This is a genomic window from Roseateles asaccharophilus (assembly GCF_031458115.1).
GTDB classification, from domain to species: Bacteria; Pseudomonadota; Gammaproteobacteria; order Burkholderiales; family Burkholderiaceae_C; genus Pelomonas; species Pelomonas asaccharophilus_A.
The window spans coordinates 499,696-515,075 of record NZ_JAVDXV010000002.1 but is presented as its reverse complement, the minus strand read 5'-3'; the positions used below and the strand labels follow the sequence as shown (position 1 = coordinate 515,075).

General features: G+C 68.9%; 9 protein-coding genes. 3 read left to right on the top strand and 6 right to left on the bottom strand.

Annotated elements, in window-relative coordinates:
* Positions 1 to 29: 29 nt before the first annotated feature.
* The 4 genes from J2X21_RS06915 to J2X21_RS06900 form a co-directional block, all read right to left on the bottom strand.
* Positions 30 to 1,577: a cryptochrome/photolyase family protein gene (locus J2X21_RS06915; RefSeq protein WP_310326541.1), complete on the bottom strand. Its 1,548-nt coding sequence runs from the start codon at positions 1,575 to 1,577 to the stop codon at positions 30 to 32.
* On the bottom strand, positions 1,570 to 1,740 hold the full coding sequence (locus J2X21_RS06910; protein ID WP_310326539.1) for a DUF2256 domain-containing protein: 171 nt from the start codon (positions 1,738 to 1,740) through the stop codon (positions 1,570 to 1,572). The genes J2X21_RS06915 and J2X21_RS06910 overlap by 8 nt, the downstream gene beginning before the upstream one ends.
* A gap of 118 nt (positions 1,741 to 1,858) precedes the next feature.
* Complete coding sequence (locus tag J2X21_RS06905; protein WP_310326536.1) at positions 1,859 to 2,050, bottom strand: YbdD/YjiX family protein; 192 nt, start codon at positions 2,048 to 2,050, stop codon at positions 1,859 to 1,861.
* Position 2,051: 1 nt separating this feature from the next.
* Positions 2,052 to 4,115, bottom strand: coding sequence for a carbon starvation CstA family protein (locus J2X21_RS06900; protein ID WP_310326533.1), 2,064 nt, complete (start codon positions 4,113 to 4,115; stop codon positions 2,052 to 2,054).
* 218 nt (positions 4,116 to 4,333) lie between these two features.
* Between J2X21_RS06900 and J2X21_RS06895 the strand changes: the two genes are divergently transcribed.
* From J2X21_RS06895 to J2X21_RS06885, 3 genes are all read left to right on the top strand, one after another.
* Positions 4,334 to 5,389, top strand: coding sequence for a hypothetical protein (locus tag J2X21_RS06895; RefSeq protein WP_310326530.1), 1,056 nt, complete (start codon positions 4,334 to 4,336; stop codon positions 5,387 to 5,389).
* Positions 5,390 to 5,396: 7 nt separating this feature from the next.
* Positions 5,397 to 5,855: a D-Ala-D-Ala carboxypeptidase family metallohydrolase gene (locus J2X21_RS06890; RefSeq protein ID WP_310326528.1), complete on the top strand. Its 459-nt coding sequence runs from the start codon at positions 5,397 to 5,399 to the stop codon at positions 5,853 to 5,855.
* A gap of 113 nt (positions 5,856 to 5,968) precedes the next feature.
* Entirely contained in the window at positions 5,969 to 6,334 is a 366-nt protein-coding gene (locus J2X21_RS06885; protein WP_310326526.1) for a hypothetical protein, read from the top strand.
* A gap of 6 nt (positions 6,335 to 6,340) precedes the next feature.
* Here the strand turns inward: J2X21_RS06885 and J2X21_RS06880 are convergent, their stop codons facing one another.
* Positions 6,341 to 8,719: a response regulator gene (locus tag J2X21_RS06880; RefSeq protein WP_310326523.1), complete on the bottom strand. Its 2,379-nt coding sequence runs from the start codon at positions 8,717 to 8,719 to the stop codon at positions 6,341 to 6,343.
* Between the two features lie 4 nt (positions 8,720 to 8,723).
* Complete coding sequence (locus J2X21_RS06875; RefSeq protein ID WP_310326520.1) at positions 8,724 to 15,323, bottom strand: HAMP domain-containing protein; 6,600 nt, start codon at positions 15,321 to 15,323, stop codon at positions 8,724 to 8,726.
* Positions 15,324 to 15,380 lie beyond the last annotated feature (57 nt).

The window sequence follows — 15,380 nt, the reverse complement described above, 5'->3', positions numbered from 1 at the left end:
GGCGACGCGGCCAGCGGAACAGCGCTCGCTCACGCCGCGCCCACTTCGCCGCGCCGGATGGCGGCGGCCCGTTCGGCGATCGCGTCGCGCTCGGCCTCCGTCAGCCGCGCCACGTTCTTGACCTGCAGCACCATGCGCGGGTTGCCGGCCAGCCAGGCCTCGTGCCGCATCAGGAAGTCCCAGTACAGCGTGGTGAACGGGCAGGCCCGCTCGCCCACGCGCTGCGCCGGGTCGTAACGGCAACCCTTGCAGTAGGGGCTCATGCGCTGGATGTACTTGCCCGTGGCCACATAGGGCTTGCTGGCCATCAGGCCGCCGTCGGCGTACTGGCTCATGCCCAGCGTGTTGGGCAGCTCCACCCATTCCACCGCGTCCACGTACACCGCGAGATACCAGGCATGCACCTGCTGCGGCTGCACGCCCAGCATCAGCGCATACAGGCCGGTGACCATCAGGCGCTGGATGTGGTGGGCATAGCCGTGGTCCAGCGTCTGGGTCAGCGCATCGCGCAGGCAAGCCATGTCGGTGGCCCCGGTCCAGTACCACGCCGGCAGCGGTTCGTGGGCCTCCAGCGCGTTCAGTTCGGCATAGCGCGGCATGCGCGTCCAGTAGATGCCGCGCACGTATTCGCGCCAGCCCAGGATCTGGCGGATGAAGCCTTCCACGCTGGCCAGCGGCGCGTCGCCGGCGTGGAAGGCCGCCTCGGCGGCCGCCACCACCTCGCGCGGGGTCAGCAGCTTGAGGTTGAGAGCCGCGGCGATGTGGGAGTGGTAGAGCCACGGCTCGCCGGGCCACATCGCATCCTGGTAGCGGCCGAACAAGGGCAGCCGATGGCCAACGAAGTCCTGCAGGGCCTGCAGCGCCTGCTCGCGCGTGACCGGCCAGGCAAAGCCCTGCAGTCGGCCCGGATGGCTGGCGAAGCGGGCATTGACGAGGGCGATGACCTCGCCCGTGACGGCATCGGGCTCGAAGCCCAGCCTCGGCGGCACTAGCCCGGGGCCGGCGGCGCCGAAGGACTCGCGGTTGTCGGCGTCGAAGTTCCACTGGCCGCCCTCGGGCTGGCCGTCGCGCATCAGCACCTGGTGGCGCTGGCGCTGCTCGCGGTAGAAGAACTCCATGCGCAGCGACTTGCGGCCGCGCGCATGCGCCGCGAACTCGCGTACCGTGACGAAGAAATGCCGGTCCTCGCGGACGTCCAGCGGCAGGCCGGACTCCTCAGCCACGTCCTTGAGCGCCTGCAGCACCCGCCAGTCGCCCGGCGCCGTCATCACCAGCCGCGCGGGCCGCAGGCGCTGCAGGTCGGCACGCAATTGCGCGGCCAGCGAGCCGGCGTTGGCCGGGTCGTCCAGCCGGCGGTAGTGCAGCGGGCGGCCGGCCGCCTGCAGCGCCGACGCGAAATGACGCATGGCCGCCAGGAACACCGCCGTGCGCGGCTTGGACGACCAGACATGCCTGGACTCCTCCGCCACCTCGGCCATCCAGGCCGCGTCGGTAGCAGGGTCGAAGTCATCGAAGGCCGCGGCCTGCAGGTCCAACTGGTCGCCCAGCACGAGGACGAGGCTGCGCAGCTCAGCCATGCCCGGCTCCACGGCGGCGGCAGGCCTCGAAGCAGTACTTCACCTCGGCCCAATTGCGGGCCCAGCGGCGGCGCCAGGTCATGGGCAGGCCGCAGGCCGCGCAGGGCTTGCTGGGCAGCGCGGCCTTGTTTCCGCGAAAGCCGTTGCCGGCGGGGCGCGTCATGACGCACTCCCTGGCCGTGACGAGTCAGCGCTGGGTGTCGTGAGGGGCATGGCCGCATGCTAGCGAGCGGCGCAATTCCTCCGAGCTCGTGAGCTGACCGGGACCGGTGGGGCCCCGGTCAGCAGCACTTCCCGACACGCGCGCTGTAACGCGCGGCCTGACGCTCCTTGAAGAACTCCTCGTAGCTCATGGGCTCGCGGTCCGGGTGCGTCGTCTGGTGGTGGGCGAGATAGCTGCCGTAGTCCGGCACGCCCACCATCAGGCGCAGGCTCTGGGTCAGGTAGCGGCCCGCCTGAGCCAGATCACGCATCTCAAGCACGCTGGCCCGCCGGCAGCGGCACGAAGGCCGTTTCCTGCGCGGTCACGCGACCGTTGCGGCGTGCCTGCAGGATGGCCTTCACGCTGTAGATCAGCACGCTGATGACCACGCCCATGAACAGCGCGCACAGCGCGGCGTCCAGGCGGTCGTTGAAGACCACGCGTTCCATCGCGGCCAGTGACTTGGCCGGCGCCAGCACCTCGCCCTTGGCAATGGCGGCGGCGTACTTGTCGGCGTGGGCCAGGAAGCCCAGCTTCGGGTCGCTGGAGAAGATCTTCAGCCAGCCGGCGGTCATCGTGCAGACCAGCAGCCAGGCGGCCGGCACGGCCGTCACCCACGCGTAGCGGTCCTTCTTCATCTTGAACAGCACGACCGTGCCCAGCAGCAGCGCGACGGCGGCCAGCATCTGGTTGGCGATGCCGAACAGCGGCCACAGCGTGTTGATGCCACCCAGCGGATCAACCACGCCCTGGTACAGGAAGTAGCCCCAGGCCGCCACGCACAGGCCGGTGGCGATGAAGTTGGCCACCCACGACTCGGTGCGCTTGAGCGACGGCACGAAGCTGCCCAGCAGGTCCTGCAGCATGAAGCGGCCGGCGCGGGTGCCCGCGTCCACGGCGGTCAGGATGAACAGCGCCTCGAACAGGATGGCGAAGTGGTACCAGAAGGCCATCATCGCCTTGCCGCCGATGACCTGGTGCAGGATCTCGGCCATGCCCACGGCCAGCGTCGGCGCGCCGCCGGCACGGGCCAGGATGGTCTTCTCGCCGACGTCCGACGCGGCCTGCGTCAGCATCTCGGGCGTGACGACGAAGCCCCAGGTGGACAGCGTCTGCGCGACCGTGGCAGCGTCCTTGCCGACCACCGCTGCGGGGCTGTTCATCGCGAAGTAGATGCCCGGCTCGATGCAGGCCGCGGCCACCAGTGCCATCACCGCGACGAAGCTCTCGGCCAGCATGCCGCCGTAGCCGATGTAGCGGGCATGGGTCTCGTTCTCCAGCAGCTTCGGGCTGGTGCCCGACGAGATCAGCGCATGGAAGCCCGAGACCGCGCCGCAGGCGATGGTGATGAACAGGAAGGGGAACAGGTTGCCGGCCCAGACCGGGCCGTTGCCGGCGGCGAACTGCGTGATGGCCGGCATCTTCAGCGGCGGCGCCACGATGATGATGCCGATGGCCAGCGCGACGATGGTGCCTATCTTCAGGAAGGTGGACAGGTAGTCGCGCGGCGCCAGCAGCAGCCACACGGGAATGCACGCGGCCACGAAGCCGTAGCCGATCAGCGCCCACACCAGCTGTACCGGCGTGAAGGTGAACATGTGCGACAGCGTCGGATGCTCGGCCACCCACTGGCCGCCGAAGATGGCCGCCATCAGCAGCACGAAGCCGATGACCGACACCTCGCCGATGCGCCCCGGCCGGATGAAGCGCAGGTAGACGCCCATGAACAGCGCGACCGGGATGGTGGCCGCCACGGTGAACGCGCCCCACGGCGATTCGGCCAGCGCCTTCACGACGATGAGCGCCAGCACCGCCAGGATGATGATCATGATCATGAACGCGCCGAACAACGCGATCAGGCCCGGGATGGTGCCCATCTCCTGCTTGACGAGGTCGCCGAGGGACCGGCCATCGCGCCGCGTGGAAATGAACAGCACGATGAAGTCCTGCACCGCGCCGGCGAACACGACGCCGGCCAGGATCCACAGCAGCCCGGGCAGATAGCCCATCTGCGCCGCGAGCACCGGGCCCACCAGCGGGCCGGCGCCGGCAATCGCCGCGAAGTGGTGGCCGTACAGCACGTGCTTGTTGGTGGGCACGTAGTCCAGGCCGTCGTTGTACTTCCAGGCCGGCGTCTGGCGCTTGGGGTCCAGCCCCAGCACCTTGTCGGCGATGAACAGGCTGTAGTAGCGGTAGGCGATCAGGTAGACGCACAAGGCGGCAGCCACGACCCACAGCGCGCTGATCGTCTCGCCGCGGCTCAGGGCCACGGTGGCGAGGGATGCAGCGCCGAGGATCGCAACGCCCGCCCACGCGAGGTGGCGGCGCAGATACATGGTGAGCTTGTCTCCAGTGCGGCGCGCACGTCGGAACAGGCGGCGCTACCGTGCCGGCAGTTTCGAAAAACAGCCGCCCCGGGGCATCGGTCAAGCCACGCGGGCCTCACGCGCGGCAACACCTAAGGGTCAACCCGGAAAGTCCGTCTTGTTGAGGATGCGCGCGCCGGGGCGCCGGGAAGAATCGCCAGCCGTTCCCCCAACCGAGCGGAGGCCGCATGGCGGATGAAGTCCTGAGCGTGGTCATCGGCGTGGTGTTCGTGTTCATGCTGTTCTCGCTGTTCCTGTCGGCGTCGCTGGAGGCCATCTCCGCCACGCTGAAGCTGCGCGGCCGGGCGCTGCGGGTGGCGCTGGCACGGCTCATCGACGACCCTGCCGTGCCGGTGACCCATGGTGGCTTCGGTCTGATGGACAAGATGGTGGCCGCCAAGCCGCCGGCCGAGCTGGTGGCCGACGCCGTGGACTCCCGGTCGCCGGAGCTGCACGAGGTCACCTTCGCCGACGGCGACCCCAAGCCCTTCGAGCCGCTGCGCTTCGCCGCCGTGTTCTGCCACCCGCTGGTGGCCGGCGCGTCGGGCAAGAGCACGCCGTCCTATGTGCCCCTGCCCCACTTCACCAGCGCGCTGCTGCAGGCACTGTTGCAGGAGCGGCCGGAGGCCAGCGTTGACGCGGTGGCCGCCCGCGTGGCGCTGCTGCCGCCGGGGCAGCTGAGGACCGCGCTGGAGGGCGCGCTGCTGGACGCACGCGGCGACTGGGACGCGCTGCGCGCCGGTATCGATCGCTGGTACGGCAACGCGATGGACCGGCTCAGCGGCGAGTACAAGCGCTTCAGCCAGTTCATCACCTTCCTGCTGGGGTTCGTGCTGGCGGCCAGCTTCAACATCGACGCCATCGCGCTGGCCCGGCAGCTGTATGCCGACCCGGTCATGCGCGAGGCGCTGGCCCAACAGGCGGCGCAGTACGTCGCGGCGCATCCGCCGGCAGCGGCATCTGCCGCATCGGCCCCGGCTTCCGCACCGGACGCCGAGGCCCGCTACCGCCAGGCCGTGGACCAATGGGTGGCCGCCCGCGACCAGCTCACGCGCACGGTGCCCGGCGCCACGACCGCTGCCGACATGCCCACGCCGCAGCGCATCCGGGAGGGCTGGCTGGGCTGGGTCGTCACGGCGCTGGCCGGCATGCTGGGCGCGCCGTTCTGGTTCGACCTGCTGCAAAAGCTCACCAACCTGCGCGGCACCGGCCCCAAGCCGGCCGGCGCTGACGACAAGAAGTGAGGCCGCGATGACCCAGCTCAGTCCCAACTTCTCGCTCGCCGAGTTCATCCGCTCCGACACCGCCGAGCGCTACAAGCTCGACAACACGCCGCCTCCCGAGGTGCAGGCGCGGCTGCAACGCACCGCCGAATTGATGGAGCGCGTGCGCGAACTGCTGGGTGGCCGTGCCATCCACATCAACAGCGGCTATCGCGGCCCGGCGGTCAACAAGGCTGTGGGCGGCGTGGACAGCAGCGCCCACACGCAGGGCTGGGCGGTGGACTTCGTCTGCCCGGATTTCGGGACGCCCTTCAAGGTCTGCGAGGAGCTCGTCGCCAGCGATCTGCTGTTCGATCAGCTCATCCACGAGTACGGCCGCTGGACCCATCTGTCCTTCGCGCCAGCCATGCGCCGCCAGCCGCTGAGCATCGCCAGCGCGGCGCAAGGCTATGTGAAGGGCATCGTGCCCATCAGCACGGGCCGCTGACGGTTGCACGATCCGCGAACCGCTTACGTCTGCACACGCGCTGCCGGTCAACGCCGCGCGGCCGGCGCCGTTGTTCACGCATCGCCAAGCACACCGTCAACTGGAGGTTCGCCATGCTTCGCACCGTCACCGCCATCTTCATGACCAGCGCCGCGCTGCTGGGCGCCGGCGCGGCCCAGGCCGATACGCGCTGGTCCATTGGCATCAACCTGCCGCCGGTGGGCGTGGTGGTGTCAGACGGCCACCGCTACTACGAACCCGCACCGGTCTACTACACGCCGGCACCGCGTTACGTGCATCGCGAGTCCTACTACGCCCCGCCGCCGCCGCGGGTGGTGTACGTGGCGCCGCGCCATGGCCAATGGCACCACCATCATCACCATGACCGCCACGACCGCTGGGAGTCGCGCCGCGAACACGACCGGCATGACGGCAGGGGCGATCGCTGGGACGACCACGGCCCGCGCCGCGGCCGTTGACCGCCCTCAGCGCCCGCCGCCGGCCTGCTGCCGGCGCACCTCGGCCACCAGCCGCTCGACATCGCTCAGCTCGAAGGGCTTGAGCAACGCCCGCACGTTGGGGCCGAAGCTGCCCAGGTCCGACCCCATCGCGTAGCCCGACGAGAACACCACCCAGGCGTCGGGCCGCTGCAGCAGCAGCGCACGTGCCAGGTCCACGCCCGACATGCCCGGCAGGCTCACGTCGGTGATGACCAGATCGAATGCCTGCGCCGCGCTGACCGCCAGCGCCTCCTCGGCCGTGGCGCAGGTCTGCAGCTGCAGACCCAGCTCCTGCAGCAACCAGGAGATCTGCTCGCGCAGGTCGGGGTTGTCCTCCACGAACAGCGTGCGCAGCGGCGCCCCCGCCGCCTGGCGCTGCCGGCGCGACGGTGCCAGCTCGGCCACCGTGCGGGCCAGCAGCCGCGGCGACGCGGTCTTGTGCAGGCAGCGCTGGAAGCCCGCCTGCAGCGCGGCGTCGCAGTCGGCCTGGCGCACATAGGCGGTCACGGCCGCCGCACCCAGTTGGTCGGGCGCCAGGCCCAGCTGCTCGCGCACCAGTCGTATCAGCTCGTAGCCGCCCATGCCGGGCATGCCCAGGTCGCTGAGCAGCACGTCGAACGATTGCTCGCGCAGCAGCGCCAGCGCGGCCTCGCCCGACTCGGCGGTGACCACCTCGGCGCCCCGCCCTGCCAGCAAGCGCGCATGCGCCTCCAGCACGTCGGCATGGTCGTCCACCAGCAGCACGCGCAACCCGGTGATGTCGGCATCGGGGGCATCGTCGTCCGAACCTTCAGACTGCTGCAGCAGCGAGCGGGCCGCGCGCGGCAGGCGCACGCTGAACACCGCGCCCTGCTCCAGCCCGGAGCTGTGCGCCGACACCGTGCCGCCGTGCTGTTCCACGAGGTTCTTCACGATGGACAGGCCCAGCCCCAGGCCGCCATGCACGCGGGACGCCTCGGCGTCCGCCTGCGTGAAACGGTCGAACAGCCGCGGCAGGAAGTCCGGCGCGATGCCCTGGCCGGTGTCGCTGACGTGCAGCTCCACGTCGCTGTCGGTGACGACGGTGCGCAGCGTGACGGCGCCACCGGCCGGCGTGAACTTCATCGCGTTGGTGACAAGGTTCATGACGATCTGCGTCAGCCGGCCCGCGTCGCCGTAGACCTCGGCCGGCTCGGCGGCCAGATGCAGTTCTATGCTCAGCTCGCGCGCCAGCGCCGTGGGCCGGGCCGTGTCGGCGGCAGCGGCCACCTGCGCATTCAGGTCCACGCGCTGCACGTTCATCAGCTGCTTGCCGGCCACGATGCGGCTCATCTCCAGCAGGTCGTCCACCAGCACGGACTGCGCCTGCGCATTGCGTGCGATGGCCTGCATGCCGCGCTGCAGCATGCCGGGCTGTACGCCCGGGTGCGCCAGCACGTTGACCCAGCCGATGATGGCCGCCAGCGGCGTGCGCAGTTCGTGGCTGATGGCGGCCAGCAGTTCCTCCTTGGCGCGTGCGGCCTGGTCGGCGGCACCGCGCGCGGCCTGTTCGGCGGCCAGCAGCTGCTCACGGCGCAGCTGCAGCTCGCGGCGGTCGGTGATGTCGTGAAAGTAGACCGACAGCCCGTCGGGCGACGGGTAGCAATGGCATTGCAGCCAGCGCTCGCCACCCGCGGCCTGGGCCTCGAAGGACACGGCCTGCCCACTCGCCAGCGCGCGTTCGAAGCCGGCCGCGAACTCGGGGCCGCCGAGCCCGTCACTGGCGGGCTGGCCGCCCAGCTCGTCGGCGCGCCGGCCCAGCAGCCGCGCGCCCTGCTCGTTGACATAGCCGATGCGGCCGTCGCGCTCCACCAGCAGCAGGCCATCGGTGATGCTGGCCATCATGGCCTGCAGCCGTCTATCGGCGGCCAGCAAGGCCTCAGAGCGTTCGGTCACGCGCCGCTCGAGCGTCTCGTTCAGCTCGCGCAGCGCCTGGTTCGCACGCTGCACCTCGCGGGTCTTGCGGTCCAGCTCGGCGAACACCGACACCTTGGAGCGCAGCACGTCCGGGTTCACCGGCTTGTGCAGATAGTCCACCGCGCCGGTGCCATAGCCTTGCAGGCGGTGCTGGTCTTCGTCGAAGTAAGCCGTCAGGAAGATGATGGGCAGGTGCGCGGTCTTCTTGCGCTCCTTGACCATCTGCGCCAGCTCGAAGCCGTTCATGTCGGGCAATCGCACGTCCAGCACCATGACGGCGAACTCCTGCGCCATCAGGGCCAGCAACGCCTGGCTGGCCGACTGCGCGCGCACCAGCCGGTAGCCGGGGTCGGCCAGCACCGTCTCCAACACCAGCAGATTGGCAGGCTCGTCGTCGACGATGAGGATGTTGGTCAGCTCGTCGTGCATCGCGTCAACGGTACAGCCACACGCGCATCAGCGACAGCAGCTGCGCTGTGTTGACGGGCTTGGAGATGTAGTCGCTGGCGCCGGCCTCCAGGCATTTCTCGCGGTCGCCCTTCATGGCCTTGGCGGTCAGCGCCAGCATGGGCAGGTTGCGGAACTCCGCGTGCGAGCGGATCTCGCGCATGGTCTCGTAGCCGTCCATGTCCGGCATCATGATGTCCATCAGCACGATGTCGATGTCGGGCGTGTTCTGGATGATATCGATGGCGGCGCGGCCGCTGGTGGCCGTCAGCACCTGCATGTCCTGGTTCTCCAGCAGCGTGGTCAGCGCGAAGATGTTGCGCGCGTCGTCGTCCACCACCAGCACGCGGCGGTCGCGCAGCATCTCGGATGCGCCGTGCAGGCGCTGCAGGATGTCCTGCTTGTCCTGCGGCAGGCGGGTCACCACGCGGTGCAGGAACAGCGCCGTCTCGTCCAGCAGCCGCTCGGGGCTCTGCACGTCCTTCAGCACGACGCTCTTGGCCAGCGTGCGCAGCTGCTTCTGCTCGTTGAACGACAGGTCCTTGCCGGTGAACACGACGACCGGCACGGCCATCAGCGCCGGGTCGCCATGCAGCTGCTCCAGCAGCTTGAAGCCGTTCATGTCAGGCAGCCGCAGGTCCAGCACGATGCAGTCGAAGCTCTGCTCGCGCAGCGCCGCCAACGCCTCGGCGCCGGTGCCCACGGCCTGCATCTCGATGTCGCTGTGGCCCAGCAGCTCGGTGATGGCCTGGCGCTCGATGTCGTTGTCCTCGATGACCAGCAGCCGGCGCGTGCGTGGCACCGTGAAGTCGCGGATGCGGTCCAGCGCGGCCTCCATGCCCTCGCTGGTGGACGACTTCACGACGTATGAAAACGCCCCGTGCGCCAGCCCATGGTTGCGGTCCTCCTCCGCGACGCTGAAGATCTGCACCGGGATGTGGCGCGTCTGCGGGTCCAGCTTCAGCTGGTTCAGCACGGTCCAGCCCAGCATGTCGGGCAGCAGGATGTCCAGCGACACCGCCGTCGGCTTGAAGCGGCGCGCCAGCTCCAGACCCAGGCTGCCCTTCAGCGCCACCAGGCCCTTGAAGCCGCGGTCGCGCGCCAGGCCCAGCACGATGCGCGCGTAGTGCGGGTCGTCCTCGATGATGAGCAGCACCGAGTCGCCCTCGACGATGCTGTCGCGGTCGTCGGCCACCTGCGTCTCGCGCACCAGCGGCAGGCTGCTGCGCAGCGGCGTCGCCGGCGGGGTGGGCGAGCGCCCGGGCTCCGGCAGCGGCATGGGTGCCGTGTCGCCGCCCGAGAAATGCAGCGGCAGGTACAGCGTGAAGGTGCTGCCCTGCCCGGGCTGGCTGGCCAGCCGGATCTCGCCGCCCAGCAGCGCCGCCAGCTCGCGGCTGATGGCCAGGCCCAGGCCGGTGCCGCCGTACTTGCGCGAAGTGCCCGCGTCGGCCTGCTGGAAGGCCTCGAAGATGAGGCGTTGCTTCTCGGGCGCGACGCCGATGCCGGTGTCTTCCACCGCGAAGGCGAGCACCTGCGGCGACTTGCTCAGCACCGGGTGCTCGGGGCTCCAGCCGTCGCCGGCCAGGCTGACGCGCAACTCCACATGGCCTTGCGCGGTGAACTTGACCGCGTTGGACAGCAGGTTCTTCAGGATCTGCTGCAGCCGCTTGGCGTCGCTCTCCATGCTGCGCGGCAGGTCGTCGGCAAACAGCAGGCGCAGCGGCAGGTTCTTGGCCTCCGCGACATGGCGGAAGTTGCGGTCGATGCTGTCACGCAGGCTCGTGAACGAGATTTCCTCCAGCTCCACCGTCACCGTGCCGGACTCGATCTTGGACAGGTCCAGGATGTCGTTGATCAGGTGCAGCAGGTCGGAACCCGACGAGTTGATGTTGCGCGAGAACTCGACCTGCTTGGCACTGAGGTTGCCCTCGCTGTTGCCGGCCAGCTGCTGGGAGAGGATCAGGATGGAGTTCAGCGGCGTGCGCAGTTCATGCGACATGTTGGCCAGGAACTCGCTCTTGTACTTGGAGGTCAGCGCCAGCTCGGCAGCCTGGTCTTCCAGCGCATGGCGTGCCTGCTCCACCTCGGCGTTCTTGCGCTCCACCTCTTCGTTCTGCTCGGCCAGCAGGCGGGCCTTGGTGCCCAGCTGCTCGTTGGTCTCCTGCAGCTCGGTCTGGCGCGACTGCAGTTCCACCGTCAGCTGCTGCGACTGCGCCAGCAGTGCCTCGGTGCGCATGGTCGCCTCGATGGTGTTGAACACCGCGCCGATGCTCTGCGTCAGCAGCTCCAGGAAGGCCAGCGAGCCGCTCGTGAACGGCTGCAGCGTGGCCAGCTCGATGACGGCCTTGGTCTCGCCCTCGAACAGCACCGGCAGCACGATGACCGACACGCGCGGGGCATAGCCCAGGCTGGACGACACGACGAAGTCGGACGCGATGTCGGCCAGCAGCGTGCTGCGCTTGTCCAGTGCGCACTGGCCCACCAGGCCCTCGCCCAGCTCGATGGTCTGGGCCAGCCGCACGCCGGCGGACTGCGCATAGCTGGCCAGCAGGCGCAGCCGTGGCTGCTCATCGCCCTCTGCGCCGGCCAGGTGGTAGATGGTGCCCTGGTGCGCCTGCACCAGCGGCGCCAGCTCGGCCAGCAGCATGCGGCTGACGGTCTGCAGCTCGCGCTGGCCCTGCAGCATGCCGCTGAACTTGGCGAGGTTGGTCTTCAGCCAGTCCTGCTCGCGGTTGCGCTCCGTGGTCTCGCGCAGGTTGGAAATCATCGTGTTGATGTTGTCCTTCAGCTCGGACACCTCGCCCTTGGCCTCCACCTGGATGGCGCGCGTCAGGTCGCCCTTGGTCACGGCGGTGGCCACCTCGGCGATGGCGCGCACCTGCGTCGTCAGGTTGGCGGCCAGCAGGTTCACGTTGCCGGTCAGGTCCTTCCAGGTGCCGGACGCACCCGGCACGTGGGCCTGGCCGCCCAGACGCCCGTCCACGCCCACCTCGCGGGCGACATTGGTCACCTGCTCGGCGAAGGTGGCCAGCGTGTCGGTCATGTAGTTGATGGTGTCGGCCAGCGCGGCCACCTCGCCCTTGGCCTGCACGCTCAGGCGCTGCGTCAGGTTGCCGTTGGCCACCGACGTCACGACCTTCACGATGCCGCGCACCTGCTCGGTCAGGTTGGAGGCCATGAAGTTCACGTTGTCGGTCAGGTCTTTCCACGTGCCGCCCACGCCGGCCACCTGGGCCTGGCCGCCCAGCTTGCCCTCGGTGCCCACCTCGCGGGCCACGCGCGTGACTTCGCCGGCGAACGCGTTGAGCTGGTCCACCATCGTGTTGATGGTGTTCTTCAGCTCCAGGATCTCGCCCTTCACGTCCACGGTGATCTTGCGGTTCAGGTCGCCGCGGGCCACGGCCGTCGTCACCTCGGCGATGTTCCGAACCTGGGCGGTGAGGTTGGCGCCCATGGTGTTGACCGAGTCGGTCAAGTCCTTCCAGGTGCCGGCCACGCCCGGCACCACGGCCTGCACGCCCAGTCGCCCTTCGGTGCCCACCTCGCGGGCCACGCGCGTGACCTCCGATGCGAACGAGCGCAGCTGCTCCACCATCGTGTTGATGGTTTCCTTCAGCTGAAGGATCTCGCCGCGCACGTCCACGGTGATCTTCTTGGACAGGTCACCGTTGGCCACCGCGATGGTCACCTCGGCGATGTTGCGCACCTGGCCGGTCAGGTTGGACGCCATCGAGTTCACGTTGTCGGTCAGGTCCTTCCACGTGCCGGCCACGCCCAGCACCTGCGCCTGGCCGCCCAGCTTGCCCTCGGTGCCCACCTCGCGCGCCACGCGGCTCACTTCCGACGCGAACGCGCCCAGCTGCTCGACCATGGTGTTCATGGTCTCTTTCAGCTGCAGGATCTCGCCCTGCACGTCCACCGTGATCTTGCGGCTCAAGTCACCGCGCGCGATGGCGGTCGCCACGTCCGCGATGTTGCGCACCTGGCCCGTCAGGTTGGACGCCATGGAGTTCACGTTGTCGGTCAGGTCCTTCCACGTGCCCGCCACGCCGGGCACCATGGCCTGGCCGCCCAGCTTGCCGTCCGTGCCCACCTCCCGCGCCACGCGCGTCACTTCCGACGCGAAGCCGTTCAGCTGGTCCACCATCGTGTTGATGGTGTTCTTCAGTTCAAGAATCTCGCCGCGCACGTCCACGGTGATCTTCTTGGACAGGTCGCCATTGGCCACAGCCGTCGTCACCTCGGCGATGTTGCGCACCTGACCAGTCAGGTTGAACGCCATGAAGTTCACGTTGTCCGTCAGGTCCTTCCAGGTGCCGGCCACGCCCGGCACCTCGGCCTGGCCGCCCAGCTTGCCCTCGGTGCCCACCTCGCGCGCCACTCGGCTCACCTCGGACGCGAAGCCGTTGAGCTGGTCCACCATGGTGTTCAGCGTGTTCTTCAACTCCAGGATCTCGCCCTTCACGTCCACGGTGATCTTCTTGGACAGGTCGCCATTGGCCACGGCCGTTGCCACATCGGCGATGTTGCGCACCTGGTCGGTCAGGTTGGACGCCATCGAATTCACGTTGTCGGTCAGGTCCTTCCACGTGCCGGCCACGCCGGGCACCTCGGCCTGGCCGCCCAGCTTGCCGTCCGTGCCCACCTCGCGCGCCACGCGGCTCACCTCACCGGCAAAGCCGTTGAGCTGGTCCACCATCGTGTTCATCGTGTTCTTCAAGGCCAGGATCTCGCCCTTGACCTCCACGGTGATCTTCTTGGACAGGTCGCCGCTGGCCACCGCCGTCGCCACCTCGGCAATGTTGCGCACCTGGCCGGTCAGGTTGGACGCCATCGAGTTCACGTTGTCGGTCAGGTCCTTCCACGTGCCCGCCACGCCACGGCCCTGCGCCTGGCCCCCCAGCTTGCCCTCGGTGCCCACCTCGCGCGCCACGCGCGTCACTTCCGACGCGAAGCCGTTCAGCTGGTCCACCATCGTGTTGATGGTGTTCTTCAGTTCAAGAATCTCGCCGCGCACGTCCACGGTGATCTTCTTGGACAGGTCGCCATTGGCCACGGCCGTCGTCACCTCGGCGATGTTGCGCACCTGGCCGGTCAGGTTGGACGCCATGAAGTTGACGTTGTCGGTCAGGTCCTTCCACGTGCCGGCAACACCTGGCACCTGCGCCTGGCCGCCCAGCTTGCCGTCCGTACCCACTTCGCGGGCCACGCGGCTGACCTCGCCGGCGAAGCCGTTGAGCTGGTCCACCATCGTGTTCATCGTGTTCTTCAGGGCAAGAATTTCACCCTTCACTTCCACGGTGATCTTCTTGGACAGGTCACCGCTGGCCACCGCCGTCGCCACGTCGGCGATGTTGCGCACCTGGCCGGTCAGGTTGGACGCCATCGAGTTGACGTTGTCGGTCAGATCCTTCCATGTGCCGGCCACGCCGGGCACCTGCGCCTGGCCGCCCAGCTTGCCCTCGGTGCCCACCTCGCGCGCCACGCGCGTCACTTCCGACGAGAAGCTGTTCAGCTGGTCCACCATCGTGTTGATGGTTTCCTTCAGCTCAAGGATCTCGCCCTTCACGTCCACCGTGATCTTGCGGCTCAAGTCGCCACGGGCCACGGCCGTCGTCACGTTGGCGATGTTGCGCACCTGGGCCGTCAGGTTCGTGGCCATCGCGTTGACCGAGTCGGTCAAGTCCTTCCACGTGCCGGCCACGCCGGGCACCACGGCCTGGCCGCCCAGTCGGCCGTCGGTGCCCACCTCGCGCGCCACGCGCGTCACTTCCGATGCGAACGAGCGCAGCTGATCCACCATGGTGTTGGTGGCTTCCTTCAGCTGCAGGATCTCGCCGCGCACGTCCACGGTGATCTTCTTGGACAGGTCGCCGTTGGCCACCGCGATGGTCACGTCAGCGATGTTGCGCACCTGCGCCGTCAGGTTGCCGGCCATCTGGTTGACCGACTCCGTCAGCTCGCGCCACACGCCCGACACGCCCTTCACCTGAGCCTGGCCGCCCAGCTTGCCCTCGGTGCCCACCTCGCGCGCCACGCGCGTCACTTCCGACGTGAACACCGACAGCTGCTCGATCATGGTGTTGACCAGCCGTGCCGAGCGCAGGAACTCGCCCTTCAGCTCGCGGCCGTCCACCTCCAGCTCCATGGACTGGCCCAGGTCGCCCTTGGCCACCGCGCCGATGGTGCGCGCGATCTCGGCGGTGGGCCGCACCAGGTCGTCCAGCAGCGTGTTGATGGACTCCACCTTGGCCGCCCAGCCGCCCAGCGAACCCGGCAGCGACATGCGGTGCTTGAGCCGCCCTTCCTTGCCCACCGTCACGGACAAGCGCGCCACCTCGGTCGCGATACGCGCTTCCTGCGCCGTGATCTGGTTGAAGGCCGCGGCGATCTGGCCGTCCACGCCGTCCCAGTCACCCGGCAGGCGCACGGAGAAGTCACCATCCCGGAAGGCCGACAGCGCGGCCAGCACCTGGCGCGAGCGGGCTGCGCTGCCTTCGATGCCCTCTGCCGGCTTGCCGTCAGCGGCAGACGAAGAGTTGGTGACCCGCTTCTTGCGAGGTTGCTGCGCAGTGCTGACGCTCATGCCCGCCCAATCGATGAGTTATTGGAATCAAACCCCGGACCATGGGCGCCCGCCCCA